The organism is Rossellomorea sp. DA94, assembly GCF_029834455.1.
GTDB lineage: Bacteria > Bacillota > Bacilli > Bacillales > Bacillaceae_B > Rossellomorea > Rossellomorea vietnamensis.
The window spans coordinates 2,601,506-2,616,238 of the sequence record NZ_CP122397.1 but is presented as its reverse complement, the minus strand read 5'-3'; the positions used below and the strand labels follow the sequence as shown (position 1 = coordinate 2,616,238).

At 44.0% G+C, this 14,733-nt stretch carries 15 protein-coding genes and 3 other annotated features; of the genes, 12 read left to right on the top strand and 3 right to left on the bottom strand.

The genetic code is table 11. The features are described 5' to 3' along the window. The first annotated feature begins 13 nt into the window (after nt 1–13). The 9 genes from P8596_RS13580 to P8596_RS13540 all read left to right on the top strand — a co-directional run bounded on the left by P8596_RS13580 (nt 14) and on the right by P8596_RS13540 (nt 8,286). Nucleotides 14–871, top strand: coding sequence for a GNAT family N-acetyltransferase (locus tag P8596_RS13580; protein ID WP_279724132.1), 858 nt, complete (start codon nt 14–16; stop codon nt 869–871). A gap of 91 nt (nt 872–962) precedes the next feature. Next, nucleotides 963–1,209: a binding site (T-box leader), on the top strand. 46 nt (nt 1,210–1,255) lie between these two features. Continuing rightward, nucleotides 1,256–1,499, top strand: a binding site (T-box leader). Nucleotides 1,500–1,572: 73 nt separating this feature from the next. Then, entirely contained in the window at nt 1,573–2,970 is a 1,398-nt protein-coding gene (gene trpE / locus P8596_RS13575; protein WP_279724131.1) for an anthranilate synthase component I, read from the top strand. Continuing rightward, on the top strand, nt 2,967–3,578 hold the full coding sequence (locus tag P8596_RS13570; RefSeq protein WP_224519756.1) for an anthranilate synthase component II: 612 nt from the start codon (nt 2,967–2,969) through the stop codon (nt 3,576–3,578). The genes trpE and P8596_RS13570 overlap by 4 nt, the downstream gene beginning before the upstream one ends. Then, a complete protein-coding gene (trpD, locus tag P8596_RS13565) occupies nt 3,550–4,575 on the top strand; it encodes an anthranilate phosphoribosyltransferase (protein WP_254651669.1) in 1,026 nt (341 codons plus the stop codon). Before P8596_RS13570 ends, trpD begins: the two co-directional genes overlap by 29 nt. Next, a complete protein-coding gene (gene trpC / locus P8596_RS13560) occupies nt 4,576–5,364 on the top strand; it encodes an indole-3-glycerol phosphate synthase TrpC (protein WP_279724130.1) in 789 nt (262 codons plus the stop codon). Next, complete coding sequence (locus P8596_RS13555; RefSeq protein ID WP_279724129.1) at nt 5,361–5,972, top strand: phosphoribosylanthranilate isomerase; 612 nt, start codon at nt 5,361–5,363, stop codon at nt 5,970–5,972. Before trpC ends, P8596_RS13555 begins: the two co-directional genes overlap by 4 nt. 28 nt (nt 5,973–6,000) lie before the next feature. After that, the gene (gene trpB / locus P8596_RS13550) at nt 6,001–7,203 is read left to right on the top strand and encodes a tryptophan synthase subunit beta (RefSeq protein WP_279724128.1); all 1,203 of its coding nucleotides are present in this window, start codon (nt 6,001–6,003) and stop codon (nt 7,201–7,203) included. Further along, entirely contained in the window at nt 7,196–7,984 is a 789-nt protein-coding gene (trpA, locus tag P8596_RS13545) for a tryptophan synthase subunit alpha (protein ID WP_279724127.1), read from the top strand. Before trpB ends, trpA begins: the two co-directional genes overlap by 8 nt. Nucleotides 7,985–8,130: 146 nt before the next feature. Then, entirely contained in the window at nt 8,131–8,286 is a 156-nt protein-coding gene (locus tag P8596_RS13540) for a hypothetical protein (RefSeq protein WP_224519763.1), read from the top strand. A 51-nt stretch (nt 8,287–8,337) separates the two neighbouring features. On the opposite strand, the gene P8596_RS13535 is transcribed toward P8596_RS13540, so the two are convergent. Beyond that, nucleotides 8,338–8,934, bottom strand: coding sequence for a class I SAM-dependent methyltransferase (locus tag P8596_RS13535; RefSeq protein ID WP_279724126.1), 597 nt, complete (start codon nt 8,932–8,934; stop codon nt 8,338–8,340). Between the two features lie 130 nt (nt 8,935–9,064). Continuing rightward, nucleotides 9,065–9,329, top strand: a binding site (T-box leader). 57 nt (nt 9,330–9,386) lie between these two features. Between P8596_RS13535 and metG the strand changes: the two genes are divergently transcribed. After that, the gene (metG, locus tag P8596_RS13530; protein ID WP_279724125.1) at nt 9,387–11,030 is read left to right on the top strand and encodes a methionine--tRNA ligase; all 1,644 of its coding nucleotides are present in this window, start codon (nt 9,387–9,389) and stop codon (nt 11,028–11,030) included. A 1-nt stretch (nt 11,031) separates the two neighbouring features. Beyond that, complete coding sequence (locus P8596_RS13525) at nt 11,032–11,520, top strand: metallophosphoesterase family protein (protein ID WP_279724124.1); 489 nt, start codon at nt 11,032–11,034, stop codon at nt 11,518–11,520. A gap of 37 nt (nt 11,521–11,557) precedes the next feature. Here the strand turns inward: P8596_RS13525 and P8596_RS13520 are convergent, their stop codons facing one another. Both P8596_RS13520 and P8596_RS13515 read right to left on the bottom strand, forming a co-directional pair. Continuing rightward, nucleotides 11,558–12,385, bottom strand: coding sequence for a GNAT family N-acetyltransferase (locus P8596_RS13520; RefSeq protein ID WP_279724123.1), 828 nt, complete (start codon nt 12,383–12,385; stop codon nt 11,558–11,560). A 126-nt stretch (nt 12,386–12,511) separates the two neighbouring features. After that, nucleotides 12,512–13,573: a DUF3900 domain-containing protein gene (locus P8596_RS13515; RefSeq protein ID WP_224519768.1), complete on the bottom strand. Its 1,062-nt coding sequence runs from the start codon at nt 13,571–13,573 to the stop codon at nt 12,512–12,514. Nucleotides 13,574–13,757: 184 nt separating this feature from the next. On the opposite strand from P8596_RS13515, the gene P8596_RS13510 reads away from it, so the two are divergent. Beyond that, nucleotides 13,758–14,714, top strand: a complete 957-nt coding sequence (locus P8596_RS13510) for a cation diffusion facilitator family transporter (RefSeq protein WP_279727005.1) — start codon at nt 13,758–13,760, stop codon at nt 14,712–14,714. The last annotated feature ends 19 nt before the right edge of the window (nt 14,715–14,733 follow it).

The following is a 14,733-nucleotide window of genomic DNA, read 5'->3' as shown; positions in this document are numbered from 1 at the left end:
ATGGGGTGATAATATGTATAAGCTGACACAGTATGACGACCCAATAGCCTTCCATGATAAGGTTCATTCTCTCCTTATGGAGGATGAGGCAGCGAATAATCTGCCGTTGGGATTATTGAATACTATGAAAACGAGTGACAAATATATAGATCCACTTCTGCTTTTAGTGGAAAATAAGGATGACAACGCAGTGGGATCATTCATCATGACTCCACCTCATTACCTTGTCGCTACCCTGAAAGTAGGGAAGGATGATATCCAGGCAATAGCCGAACAGCTCAATACGTTTTGTGAGGATTCCGGAATCACGATCCCCGGTTTTGTTGCTGAGAAAGAAACCGCACTTCAATTGACCCATGCCTGGTGTCACGTTACGGGGAAGGGTTTCACCATCCGTATGAACCAACGGGTGTATCAATTGAATGAAGTGAATGATATTCAGTTGAGTGAAGGGGTAATGGTCCCGGTTCGTTCAGGTCAAGAGGGGCTCCTGGCCGAGTGGATCAGTGAATTTGTCGCAGATACAGAACTTATAACTTTGTCCGGTGATGAAGCGCTCAAAAGGGCGAAAGATATGATTGATAATGAACGCTATGTGTTCTTTTGGGAAGTGGCCGGACAGCCTGTTTCCATGGCAAGGGGGGCAAGAAGAACGAAAAACGGGATTACCGTAAATTTTGTCTATACCCCATCCGAATTCAGGAAGAAGGGATACGCCTCTTCTGTTGTAGCGGAACTGAGCCGTCTGTTACTGCATCAACACTCCTTTTGTTCCCTCTATACGGACCTGGATAATCCCACATCGAACAAGATCTATATGGAAATCGGTTATAAACCAGTCTGTGATTCCATGATGATCACCATTGTTTGAACCAATCAGCACAAGTTGGAATAGAATATTCATTAAATGGTTGACATCGTGAGAAAAAGCGATTAGTATAATAAACAATCAATTAAATGAGCGAATGGCTTTGACGAAGAGGAGTACCTTTAATCGACACTTCAGAGAGCTGGTGGTTGGTGTGAACCAGTGTGATCGTTACTAGGGAATGGACTTCCGAGCTTCCAAACCGAAACCTTTGGGAAGTAGGCTTTGGCGAATGTCTTATCGTTACAAAAGACGCGTATTAGAGCATTTTGCTCCGATACGATTGAGTGGACTGTAAAAGCAGTCAACAAAGGTGGCACCACGGGTATCCCGTCCTTTCTTTTTATAAGATAAGGATTGGGATGCCTTTTTTTATTCTATTATATTGATAAATCGTTGAATAAGAGGAGTACATTCAAGTGATGCATAACAGGGAGTTAAGGACAGTGAGACCTTAGCATGATAGCTTGTCTGGAATGGACTTATGAGAGATGATCTGAATGAAGTAGGGTCGTACGGATTTCCACCGTTAAAAGGATAGAGTATCGGGTGATAAACCCCGTACTTGAACCAAGAGGGGATATAAGTATATCCCAATAGAGGTGGCACCGCGGTCAGCATCGTCCTCTATGAACAGTATTTCTGTTCATAGGGGACTTTTTTTATGGACTTTTTAAAAGGTGAAAGCGAATAGGAGGATATCAATGATGAAGCACCAAGATTTAAACTATGTCATGAAAGAATTGAATGGTGATATGTACACACCAATATCACTCTTTCAATCCCTAAAGGGGAAGAAGAAATTTTTATTGGAGAGTTCACTGAAACACGAACAATCCGGTCGCTATTCTTTTGTGGGAAGCGATCCGTTCATGGAATGTAGGGCATATGGGGATACCGTACAGATTATAAAAACGTCTACTGATCGAGTAGAGGAACGAACAGGGGACCCCGTCGAGATGATTCAAAGCCTTATTCCCCACGTCCCTTTAGAAGGTGCACCCTTTCCTTTCACAGGTGGAGGGGTTGGGTATTTAGGATATGATGTGATCAGACATTACGAGGGAATCGGTATCACCCCCCATGACGAATTGGAGATGCCGGACATTCATCTCATGTTCTATGAAAAAGTCATCGTCTTTGATCATCTTGAGCATAAAGTATACATCATTGTCATGAATGAATGGACAGTAGAAATGGATGTGGATCTTCAGGAAAAAGTGAAAGAAATCGAAGAAGAGCTGACAAATGTGTATTTGGACACAAACAAAGAAAAACTGGATCGTCTTTCCTTTCATGCTCGAACGTCAAAAGATGATTATATGGAGAGAGTGGAAAGAGCGAAGCAGTCGATTCAGGAAGGAGAAATCTTTCAAGTGGTGCTTTCCCAAAGGCTACAGGCATCCTTTTCCGGAGATCCTTTCACATTCTATAGGGGCTTAAGGCAATCCAATCCGTCACCATATATGTTCTTCATCGACTTTGAAGAGTACGTCGTATTGGGGGCATCCCCAGAAAGCATGTTGAAGGTACAGGGCAGTCAGATCACAACGAATCCCATTGCAGGTACAAGGCGCAGAGGGAATACCGATGAAGAAGATGGAAAGCTTGAGAGGGAGCTGCTATCGGATGAAAAGGAAATGGCTGAGCATCGAATGCTTGTGGACTTAGGCAGGAATGATCTGGGAAGGATATGTGAAATCGGATCGATCCGATTATCCAAGTACTTAACCATTGAGAGGTATAAATATGTGATGCACATCGTTTCAGAGGTGAAGGGTAAATTGAAGGAAGAAGTAACCCCCCTTGAAGCATTAACAGGCTGTTTGCCTGCAGGAACAGTGAGCGGGGCACCGAAGATCAGGGCCATGCAGATCATCAATGAACTTGAAACGACAAAACGTGGAGTATACTCAGGCGCTGTCGGATATATCGGGGTCAACGGCAATCTGGACTTTGCCCTGGCGATCCGAACAATGGTCGTGAAAGATGGTGTTGCCAATGTTCAAGCAGGGGCGGGCATCGTGTATGATTCAGATCCGGAATCTGAGTATGAAGAAACGTTGAATAAAGCGAAATCATTATTGGAGGTGACGGGATGATTCTACTCATTGATAACTATGATTCGTTTACGTATAACCTGTATCAATATATTGAAGAACTTGGTGAAAGGGTAGTGGTCAGACGGAATGATGCGATTTCATTGGAAGAAATAAAAAAACTGGACCCTTCAGGGATCATCCTTTCCCCTGGACCAGGTAAGCCTGAAAATGCGGGTATTTGCACCTCTATTATACAGAATCTTCACGCTAGTGTGCCGATTCTCGGCGTTTGTCTCGGTCATCAGGCAATCGGGGCAGCCTTTGGGGCAACCGTTGAAATAGCTGAAAAGGTCATGCATGGAAAGACCTCACTTATCAAACATAGTGGTGAAGGGATATTTGAATATTTGCCACAGCCGTTGGAAGTGATGAGGTACCATTCACTGGTCATCAAAAAAGGGACTCTGCCAGAACCACTGGAGACAGTTGCCCTTTCCATGGATGACGGGGAAATCATGGCCATCAAGCATATGAGATCTCCTTTGTTTGGGGTTCAATTCCATCCAGAGTCCATCGGGACGAAAACAGGAAAGAAGATCATTCAAAACTTTTTAGGCGAGATGAGAAAGGGGAATAACCGTGAAAAGATATCTACAAAAGCTGTCTGATGGTCATTCATTAGAAAGAGAAGAAATGAGGGGAGCCGTTCAGGAATTATTCAAGGAAGACACGACCGAGAGTCAGATAGCCTGTTTCTTGACCCTGTTAAAAATGAAGGGCGAAACAGTGGGGGAAATGACAGCCCTGGTTGAAGTGCTTCGAGAGAAGGCATTGCCCGTAACCAGCACATTAAAGGATGTATTGGATAACTGTGGGACAGGTGGAGATGGATCCCAGAGCTTTAATATCAGTACAACAAGCGCATTCGTATTGGCGGGGGCAGGCGTCAAAGTCGCAAAGCACGGAAATCGCAGCATATCAAGCAGGACCGGCAGTGCAGATGTATTGGAACATCTGGGCATCTCATTGGACTTTCAGGCCCATGAAGTGGAAATTCTCCTGAATGAAACCAATATCGCCTTCCTCTATGCCCCTCATATTCATTCTGGGCTGAAAAAAATCATGAAGGTACGGAAAGAATTGAAAATCCCGACCATCTTTAATCTGATTGGTCCACTAACGAATCCCGTTCAATTGGAAACACAGCTGGTCGGGGTGTACAGAAGAGATAAGCTGGAAATAATGGCACGTGTCTTACGTGAATTGGGAAGAAAGCGGGCAATCGTTTTGAATGGGGCGGACTACATGGACGAAGCGTCACTTGCAGGTGAAAATCATCTTGTCCTTTTAGAGAATGGTGAAATCAGCTCATTTACATTATCAGGGAACGAAGTCGGGCTCCCATCTTATACCCTTGAAGAGATAAAAGGAGGAGATGCACGGGACAATGCCCGCATCTTACAGGACGTCCTACAAGGGAAAGAAGGAGCCTATACGGATACGGTCCTATTCAACGCAGGAATTGCCTTAGTTGCTCATGGTAAAGCTTCGACCTTCCGAGAAGGTGTAAAACTGGCAAGGGAAAGTATAGAAAGCGGACGGGCAAATGACGCACTCTCATCCCTTGTACACTATAGCCGACAACGACGAAAGCAGGTGATTTGAGTGGCAACCATTTTAGACACCATCATTGAAAAGAAGAAAGAAGAAGTGAAGGAGTTAAAACAATCCGGATATCAATCCTTTTTTAATCAAAGCATTCCGACCGCATCACTATACGAAACGCTTAAATCGGCTTCCTCCCTACAAGTCATAGCTGAAATCAAGCGGGCATCACCATCAAAAGGCGATATCCGGACAGAAGTCGATCCGGAATTACAGGCCGCTATCTATGAAGAAGCCGGAGCATGCGCCATATCTGTTCTGACGGATACACCATTTTTCAAGGGGAGGATGGGGGATCTTGCGAATGTTCGAAGATCCGTATCGATCCCGATTCTGTGTAAGGACTTTATCATCGATGAAATCCAAATCGATCGTGCCAGGGATGCAGGGGCGAATGTGATTCTTCTAATTTTGGCTGCACTGGATTTCACCAGACTTAAGGAATTATATTCTTATGCATCAAATCTTGGACTGGAGGTTCTTGTAGAAGTTCACAAGGAGGAAGAAATGATGGACGCCTTAGAACTCGGTGCCACTATAATCGGGGTGAATAATCGGAACCTGAAAACCTTTGAAGTGGATCTATTAATCACTGAAACACTGGCTTCGATGGTGAAGGGAAGGGACGTCGTACTTATTAGTGAAAGTGGGATCAGAAATGAGTCGGATTCAAGGAGAGTGAAAGATGCAGGGGCACAAGGGATCCTCGTCGGGGAAACGTTAATGAGAAGTACAGATCCCGCCGTTATCCTCTCCGCTCTCAAGGTTGAAAAAGGTGAGAAGAAATGACGAAAGTCAAGGTCTGCGGCATCAGAAGGCAAGCAGAAGCCGAGTGGGCACTGGAAGCGGGAGCCGATGCCATAGGGTTCGTGTTTGCTGAGAGTAAAAGGAAAGTCGATGTTAAGAAAGCGGCCGAGATCAGCAAATCCGTTTCTCCAGATCTATTGAAAATCGGTGTGTTTGTAAATGAATCAGTAGAAAGAATGGAAGAAATCTTTCATCTCGTTCAGCTCGATTATGTCCAGCTGCACGGGGATGAATCAGTTGAATTCTGTGAAACTCTCAATCTCCCTTTTATCAAAGCGATTTCGGTGAAGGAAAGAAATGATATAGAAGGTATCGATGAATTTCCGGGAGAGATGGTTTTGTTGGATAGCGGAAAGGGACCCCATCGTGGTGGAAATGGCACCACATTCAATTGGGATTATGCACATTCCATCAACATTCCTCAGCAGCTGATTCTTGCAGGAGGATTAAATCCGGACAATGTCAGGGAAGCCATCACAAAGGTCCGTCCCTATATGGTGGATGTCTCGAGTGGGGTGGAGACGGATGGGAAGAAGGACCGGTTAAAGATGGAAGCATTCATAAGGGAAGCGAAATCAGTGCTTGTATAAAATGAAAACAGTGAATGGAGGAAGAAGAATGTTATATACACAACCAGATCAAAAAGGCCTATTCGGTCAATTCGGTGGAAGGTTCGTTCCTGAGTCATTGATGAAAGCCGTTCAGGAACTCGAGTCCGCTTACGATGAAGCAATCAATGATGTACGTTTTCAAGAAAGGCTGCAAAGTTACTTGAAGGACTATGTAGGAAGGGAGAATCCTCTCTACTTTGCAGAAAATCTCAGCAGGCAGATAGGGGGAGCCAAAATCTATTTGAAGCGGGAAGATCTGAATCACACAGGTGCCCATAAAATCAACAACACGATCGGTCAGGCCCTCCTCGCTGAACGGATGGGGAAAAGAAAAGTCGTAGCAGAAACGGGAGCAGGTCAACATGGGGTCGCAACCGCCACCGTATGTGCCCTATTAAACCTTGATTGTGTCATTTTCATGGGTGCGGAAGATATCCGCAGGCAGAAGCTGAATGTATTCAGGATGGAGTTGCTGGGTGCAAAGGTAATCAGCGTCACCCAGGGAAGTTCCACATTGAAGGATGCCGTGAATGAAGCGCTGCGTTACTGGGTAGCCAATGTTGAAGACACTCACTATATAATGGGGTCCGTTTTAGGTCCACACCCATTTCCGAAGATGGTCCGGGACTTCCAAAGTATCATTGGAAAAGAAACGAAAAAACAATTCTTTGAAAAAGAAAAATGTCTTCCAAATGCCATCGTGGCATGTGTCGGGGGAGGAAGCAATGCCATTGGAATGTTCCACCCGTTTATTGAAGACAAAGAAGTGGACTTATACGGTGTCGAGGCAGCCGGAAGCGGTATTGAAACAGAGAAGCATGCCGCCACATTAACAAAAGGATCTGTCGGAATCCTTCATGGAAGCATGATGTATCTCCTTCAGAATGAAGAAGGACAGGTACAGGAAGCCCATTCCATTTCAGCAGGTCTTGACTACCCTGGTGTAGGACCTGAGCATAGCTATTTAAAGGAAATTGACAGAGTCCGTTACGCATCTATATCTGACAGCGAAGCCCTTGAAGCATTCAAACAATTATCACAGACGGAAGGGATCATTCCTGCACTCGAAAGCTCCCATGCCGTTGCCTACGCGGTGAAGCTTGCTGAAGGCATGACAAAGGACCAATCAATCGTCATTTGTCTATCAGGTAGAGGGGATAAAGATGTTGAACAAGTAAAAGAGATACTGGGAGGTAGTCAGCATGGGTAAAATCTTTCTGGAAAGCAGCCTTGAATCCGAATTAAAGCGTGGGAACAAGCTGTTCATTCCCTATATAATGGCGGGAGACGGTGGTATAGACACATTGATCACAACTTTAAAGAAACTTGAAGAAGCCGGGGCGACGGCCATAGAAGTCGGTATCCCATTCTCTGATCCCGTTGCGGATGGACCGACGATTCAAGAAGCGGGTAAACGAGCATTGGAGAAGGGAACCACACTTCGAAGGGTGTTCGATGTATTGACTGAAAGAAGAGAAGAAATTGGGATCCCACTGATTTTTATGACCTATATCAATCCGATTTACAAATATGGTGTAGAACGCTTCTTCGAAGATTGTAAAATAGCGGGTGTGGACGGGGTGATCATTCCTGATCTGCCCCTGGAGCATTACGATTTGGTTAAGCAGCCCTCGAAGGAAAAAGAAATAGCCATCATCCAATTGGCAACCCTCACCAGCCCTTTGGAGAGAGTGAAGGATTTAGCCTCTGTGACAGAGGGGTTCCTCTATGCTGTCACGATTAATGGAATCACAGGAACAAGAGAGGGGTTTGCTGAGAACATCTCCACTCACTTAAACAAGCTTAAAAACAATAGTCCGGTTCCGGTTCTTGCAGGTTTCGGGATATCGAGCCCCGATCACGTACGCAGCATGAGTGAAAGCTGTGATGGGGTTGTGGTTGGAAGTAAGATCATCGACCTTATTCAGCAAGGCTCATTTGATGAAATCAAGGAATTAATCGGGGCTTCGAAGGGGATTCTTCAGCTGTGAAACCGTTCCTTTTGTAAAGATATGTAGAATTTGATGAACAGACTCTAAATGAATGTTAAATAAAGGTAAATAGTCTTCTAATACTCTGAAAAATCAGTATGATAGAGATGTAGTTGAACAAAGCATCATACTAGGAGGCTATTAAAATGAAAAGTATGAAAAAGTGGTTGTTAATGTTTATGACAGCACTATCAGTAGTAACTTTTGCAGCCGGATGCAGCAGCGACTCAGAAGATGACACAGGAACAGAAGAAAACATGGATGAAGAAAGTAATACAGACGAGAGCAACACCGAGGAGTAAATGATCTACAGCCGATCCTTATAGGGTCGGCTGTTTCCTTGACAAACTGAATTATTTTACACCTTTTATGGAGACAGTCAGTGCAGGGCTTACATCTTTATAAGATAAAGAAATATTTTTAAAGCCGGTTTCCTGTAGAGCTTGTGATATTTCTTCACCATAGCGTCGAGCTTTGCTGTCCCGCTCTTCATCTCCCCGGGGCTGAACGGTAATGAGGAGGGTGCCACCGGTTTTAAGCATCTTGTATAAATGGCTGAGTGCCTGCTTCTGATCATTCCATAATGGGTAATTATTAACGGAAAAGATTCGATCGTACTGAGCATCGTTTAACTCGAATTGACTGATATCCTGAACAAACAGGCAAACCCTGCCTTTCTCTATAGCTTTTTGATTCTTGTGTTCAGCCGCATCTTTCATTGTTTCGGAAAGATCGACCCCGTCCACAAAGGTATCAGGGAATCGAGTGGAAATGCGCTTAATACAATATCCCGGCCCATATCCGATTTCAAGAACGCGATCGCCATTTTCGATGGACAGTTGTTTGATGGACCAATTGTTGATCTTCCGATTATCAAACTCCATTACTTTCCCCACAACCCAGCCCAGGATTCCTTTCGGGCGCTTAAATTGTTTCTGTAACGTAAACAACAGGGCATCACCTCGTTTCCTATATTTTAAAATGAAAGTTCTACCTTTCAATTTTCCACAAAACCTGTGAAGTAAAACCTTGATTGGAATGTTGCAATTTTTTGAAAAAGTGGCATAATATAATCAAATCTAATTTGCGTTGATGAGAAGAGTACATAGTGAAAGCCCCTTATCAGAGAGCTTCGGAAGCTGAAAAGAAGCAGGGAGATTACCTATGGAAAATGGTCTCGGAGCATTCTACTCGAACCAATGGGGTGTAGGGTAGAACGGGGGTGGGCGTCCGTTATCACTGCCACGGTATAAGGGCTTATCTTGCTCCGTACTTGTTGAGGTAGTCTTGCGTGAGCAAGCTATAAACTAAGGTGGTACCACGAGCTTAACCCCTCGTCCTTGGATGTCTTTCGATATCCGCAGGACGAGGGGTTTTTAATTATATCGAGGAGGAAAACACTATGACTGTTTTTATAGGAGGGGCTTGGCCATACGCCAATGGCTCCCTGCATTTGGGACACATCGCTGCATTGCTGCCGGGTGATATCATTGCCCGTTATTACCGTTTGAAAGGGGAAAGGGTTCTGTATGTTTCGGGAAGCGACTGCAATGGCACCCCAATCGGGATACGGGCGGGACAGGAAGGGATAAAGGTTGAAGAAGTGACAGATCGCTACCATGAGGAGTTTGTCCGCTCCTTTCAATCACTGGGATTCAGCTATGATGAGTACACAAGGACGGACCATCCGTATCATCATCAGGAGGTACAAAGAATCTTTACCACCCTCCATGAACAGGGGTGGCTGTATGAAAAAGAAGTTGAGCAAGTATACTGTTTAAACGATCAGCGTTTCCTGCCAGACCGGTTCGTAGAGGGAACCTGTCCAGTTTGCGGTGCGAAGGCGAGGGGAGATCAATGCGATCATTGTTCGACCGTACTGGATCCAACAGACTTATTGAATGGAATTTGTAAAATTTGCGGTGAGGAACCGGTCCTGAAAACGACCACCCATTTATACTTTGCCCTTTCTAAATTCCAGCAACCATTAGAGAGGCTGATAAAGGAACAGAAAGGAAAGTGGAGGGATAATGCCGTCCAGCTTACAAGGCGCTACCTTAAAGAAGGATTGAAGGACCGCCCGGTTACAAGAGATTTGGAAAATGGGGTGGAGGTTCCGATTGAGGGATTCCGAGATAAGAAGATTTATGTGTGGATCGAAGCGGTGTGTGGATATTTGAGTGCATCAAAGAAATGGGCCGGAGAGGGGAATGAAAGCCTGAAAGAGTTTTGGGCTAAAGATACACTCTCTTATTATGTACATGGAAAAGATAATATTCCATTTCATACGATCATCTGGCCAGCCGTCCTTCTGGGGATGAATGAAGAAACCCATTTACCGGGTCACATTGTCTCAAATGAGTATCTGACATTGGAGAAAAGGAAAATATCAACGAGCCAGAATTGGGCTGTCTGGGTAAAGGATCTTCTTAGTGATTACCATCCTGATACGATTCGTTATTTTCTGACGATCAATGCACCTGAAAAGAGGGACGCAGACTTTTCATGGAGAGAATTTATTTATAGCCATAACAGTGAACTTCTCGGTGCTTTCGGAAATCTTGTACAACGCACCGTGAAATTCTATAAGAAAGAATTCGGTGACAACCTGATTGTAACCAAAGTAGATGAGAGCGCCCAACAAAAAGTGGATGAGGTATTCTCATCCGTCGGTCACTGGATTGAATCAGGGAGTACGAGACAGGGGCTTGAGGAAGTATTTGAATTCATCAGGTGGTGTAATAAACGTTTTGATGAACAGAAGCCATGGGTAATAGTGAAAGAAAACAGGGAAGAAGGGAAAAGGGTACTTGAAGAATTCATTTATTTCATCAGTAATCTTAGAAGTATTCTCGAACCTTTTATACCTTTTACAGCTTCAAAGGTCGGGGAGCAGTTGGGGATGCCCCACCAACCGCTTTGGGAAAGTGTAGCCCTCCCCTTGAAGCTGACAATAGAAAATGCTTTACCCTTGTTCAACCGGATTGATTTGGAATGGATCGATAAAGAAAGGGAAAAGCTGAATGGAAAATCCAAAGGAGAATGAAATGAAAGTCGTCATTGTTTCAGACACCCATATGCCGAGAAAAGGAAGGGGACTCCCTCCTCTCCTACAGAGAGATCTTATGGAGAGTGATCTCATCATTCATGGAGGAGATTTCGTGACCCATGATGTATATATGGAATTCATGGGGTACGGGGAATTGATTGCCGTTGCTGGCAATGTCGATGACCCTGAACTTCAATCCCTACTCCCGAAAAGAAGGATCATAGAAAGAAGGGGCATGAAGATCGGGATAACACATGGGGACGGAATGGGGAAGACCACTGAAAAAAGGGCACTGGAGGCCTTTGAAGATGTGGATGTGGATGTAATCATCTTCGGTCACTCCCACATACCCTATTCCCGCTTTATGAAAGGAGTCCTCTTATTCAACCCAGGCTCTCCCACTGATAAACGGAAGCTACCATATTATTCCCACGGTGTATTGACAATCGGAGATACCTGGAAGATCGAGCACATATTTTATAAATAAAAAGAAAAAGCACAGTGGCTGAACTGTGCTTTCTTCATTATTTAATGGGATATTGATAATACTCTTGACTATAAAAGGTTTGAAAACCACTTGATTCATAAAGATTCAGTGCCTTGCTGTTCGCTGCAGCCACATCAAGGTATATATCATCGGTCCATTTGGATTCCTGCATCACGACCTGTGACAATGCTTTTCTGCCGATTCCCTTTCCCTGAAAAGATGGGAAGACCGCAAACCCGTAAATGAAACTTTTTTGGTCCGCACGTTGAACCCTTATCTTACCCACCACTTTTTCATCGTGGATGATCATAAGATTTCCTTCCCTTGACTCTTCAAACAGCCTCTTGGTATAGGATTCAGCATCACTTCTGACAACCCCGAAACAGGTTTCATCAAGGTCGATGATGGTTCCGATATCTTGTTCATCCGCTGTTTTGATCCAGACAGAATCAGAATCTATGAGCAACTCTTTTTTATTCCATTTCATTTCATATTCCGTGAAATCATAGACAGCGTCCGTATGTGTAATAAACCCTTTTCCAGACGTCGAAGATCCCGGAATATTAAGTAAGAGCGTGTTGACCGGACGGGATTTTAAAGAGTGCAGTGCTTTTTGAAACAGTTCTTGGAACAGGTGCTGACGACGGAAATGAGGATGGATCATCCCACATATTTCGTAGGAATCACCAAAACCGTATATTCCTAAAAATCCGACCAGACGGCCCTCCTTATAAAGAAGGAAATCATCTTGATCGTTCTTTCTTTTTTTTAGCATTTCCCAGTTCAATTTTAAATTTATCCCTTCAAAATCCTCGCAGACATTCTGGAGATCCTTTATATCTTGAAGTTGTGTAGAAGTAAGCAAACGTTATCCCCCTTTTCCCGAAAGAGAAAGAATTTTCTTACTTGATTTTATTTTATGAGCATTATTTATACAAGGGAATTTTGTTATTTTATAGAAAAAAGCCATGTTGTGAAACATGGCTCCATCTCATTCCTTATCCTGTATCCGTTGAATGACCTCATGGAGTTCATCCGGCTTCAAAAATTCCAATGGGGAAAATCCTTTTTCAAACATGACGGACTCGCTTTCAATCATCAGGACGTATCGACCGTTTACTTTCGCCAAGTGAATGCTGTCTCCGAAATCCGAGAGAAGGGCTTTTACTGAAACATGATCAAGCTTCACTTTCAGTTCCACTTCAGGAGATTGTTCGACAATTTGGGAAGTGGCTTCCACTACCTGTTCCGTCGTGAATCGTTCCTGCAGTTCACGCTTTGGGCTGATGGCCCATTCTTCCACGGCTTCTTCAAATTCGACCCGTTCGTCACTTTCTTCCGCATAGGTTTCAGAAATATGTTCCTTTACCATGCCGTATACTTGGGATTTGACGATTTCAGGCATGGACTTTTCATATTCCACCCATTTCAGGAAATCTTCAAAGTATCTCGCATGTGATGCTTGATGGATCTTGATTTCGGCTGAATCCATCATGCCTTCCTCGGGCATATACGGATATTGGATGGATTTCATATTTTTCGTTGTGATCGCCATTTCTACATTATGTATCAGGGTGGCTTCATCCGTAATGGTGGCAACCTTTGGTTCGAAATCACATTTCATGAGGAATAAAAAGGGATCATCAAAAAATTTGGTGAGCTTTGCGGTGGCTACTAAAAACGCTCCGCCCCGGATAGCGCTGGCTTCTATGTACATTTGGACAATCTGATCACATGCTTCACGAAAATCTTCTTTACTTTCAGCATAACGGGTTCGATGAAATAAATTGTAGTTTGGATTCGATGTAAGTTCATGACCTGGTTCTACAACAAATCGGCCAATTTTGGTGGGAGCGGAATCTGACTTGGAGTGCCTGTCCACCTTGCGCTTGACGATCTTAGTCAGTTCGCCGTCCAGGAAGCTTTTGAGGGGGCTTTCCTCATACTCATCACCTGTCAATGTTTGAAAGTGCTTATGTCGTTTATCTGCTTCTTCGCCTTTTCCTTCTACCTGGATTAAATAAAAGGAAAGATGTTGTATGGTAAAATCCATGATTTGTTCTCCTGACCTGATTAGATTCGAATTCTTATGATTTCACATTTCTTGTTACAGTATAGAAAAGCACAAAAGGTTCGTCAATCGACTTATGAAAGGGGAGGTTTGAGAGATACTATCTAGTAGCTTGATAAAACGTAAGGTGGTGAGCTTGGTGAGTAATGAATCATTTTTCACATTAATGAAAAAAGGAAATAAATCTTCATTCTTTGCAATGGTGGGAAATGGGATCCTTGCAGTCGCAAAAGGGGCGGCATTCTTTATCAGTGGGAGCGGGGCAATGTTTGCCTCAGCCATGCACTCGTTAGCCGATGCCGTCAATCAAGGATTTGTGTTTATTGGCAGTGTTCTTTCAGAGAAAAAGCCGACGGAAAAGTTCCCGACAGGTTTTGGACGTGTCATCAATCTATTTTGTATGATTGCGGTCATCGTCGTTTCTGTCATGGCTTATGAAACGATTCGTGAGGGGTTTCATCTACTTAAACATCCCGCTGAAGTGAAGGGGATATGGATAAATGTTTCCGTATTACTCCTGAACATCCTCATTGATGGTACGATCCTCTTTAAAGTGATGAAGGAAATCAGTCAGGAAGCCCGCGTGGAAAGCAGGGGAGCCGGAATTGTAACAGGTGCGTTCAAGCATGTAAAACGGGCAGCGCCCCCAACAAGACTTGTGTTTTATGAAGACTTAGTGGCTGTATCAGGTGCCATTCTTGCTTTGATAGCGGTCCTTGTTTCATATTTCTCCCCGTTTCAACTATTGGATGGGATTGTGACCATCATGATCGGATTCCTGATGGTGGGGGTTGCCTTCAGGGTCGGATATGACAATATGGTGGGTCTGATAGGGGTTGCTGCTCCAAAGGAAGTGGAGGACCGGATTGCTGCTGCCATCTTTGAACATGAAGCAGTCATTGATATCTTTAAGATGAGGATCACTCAGGAAGGCCGCTATTACCATGTTGAATCATATCTTGAATTGAAAAAGGGATTACCCCTGTCAGAAGCGGATGACATTAAGTTTGCCATACAGGATCAATTAATAGCAGATCCGGATATTGCGGATGTAACATTGGGAATCATAGAGGACAATGGGATTCAGGAGTGGAAAGGGATTGGTATGCCCGAAACGCCGTAATGATCATCCGGCTGATGAT

Bases quoted from the DNA above. Each gene is read 5' to 3' on its own strand.
- P8596_RS13580 (WP_279724132.1), top strand. From the start codon at position 14: ATGTATAAGCTGACACAGTATGACGACCCAATAGCCTTCCATGATAAG.
- trpE (WP_279724131.1), top strand. From the start codon at position 1,573: ATGATGAAGCACCAAGATTTAAACTATGTCATGAAAGAATTGAATGGT.
- P8596_RS13570 (WP_224519756.1), top strand. From the start codon at position 2,967: ATGATTCTACTCATTGATAACTATGATTCGTTTACGTATAACCTGTAT.
- P8596_RS13555 (WP_279724129.1), top strand. From the start codon at position 5,361: ATGACGAAAGTCAAGGTCTGCGGCATCAGAAGGCAAGCAGAAGCCGAG.
- trpB (WP_279724128.1), top strand. From the start codon at position 6,001: ATGTTATATACACAACCAGATCAAAAAGGCCTATTCGGTCAATTCGGT.
- trpA (WP_279724127.1), top strand. From the start codon at position 7,196: ATGGGTAAAATCTTTCTGGAAAGCAGCCTTGAATCCGAATTAAAGCGT.
- P8596_RS13540 (WP_224519763.1), top strand. From the start codon at position 8,131: ATGAAAAGTATGAAAAAGTGGTTGTTAATGTTTATGACAGCACTATCA.
- metG (WP_279724125.1), top strand. From the start codon at position 9,387: ATGACTGTTTTTATAGGAGGGGCTTGGCCATACGCCAATGGCTCCCTG.
- P8596_RS13525 (WP_279724124.1), top strand. From the start codon at position 11,032: ATGAAAGTCGTCATTGTTTCAGACACCCATATGCCGAGAAAAGGAAGG.
- P8596_RS13515 (WP_224519768.1), bottom strand. From the start codon at position 13,573: ATGGATTTTACCATACAACATCTTTCCTTTTATTTAATCCAGGTAGAA.
- P8596_RS13510 (WP_279727005.1), top strand. From the start codon at position 13,758: ATGAAAAAAGGAAATAAATCTTCATTCTTTGCAATGGTGGGAAATGGG.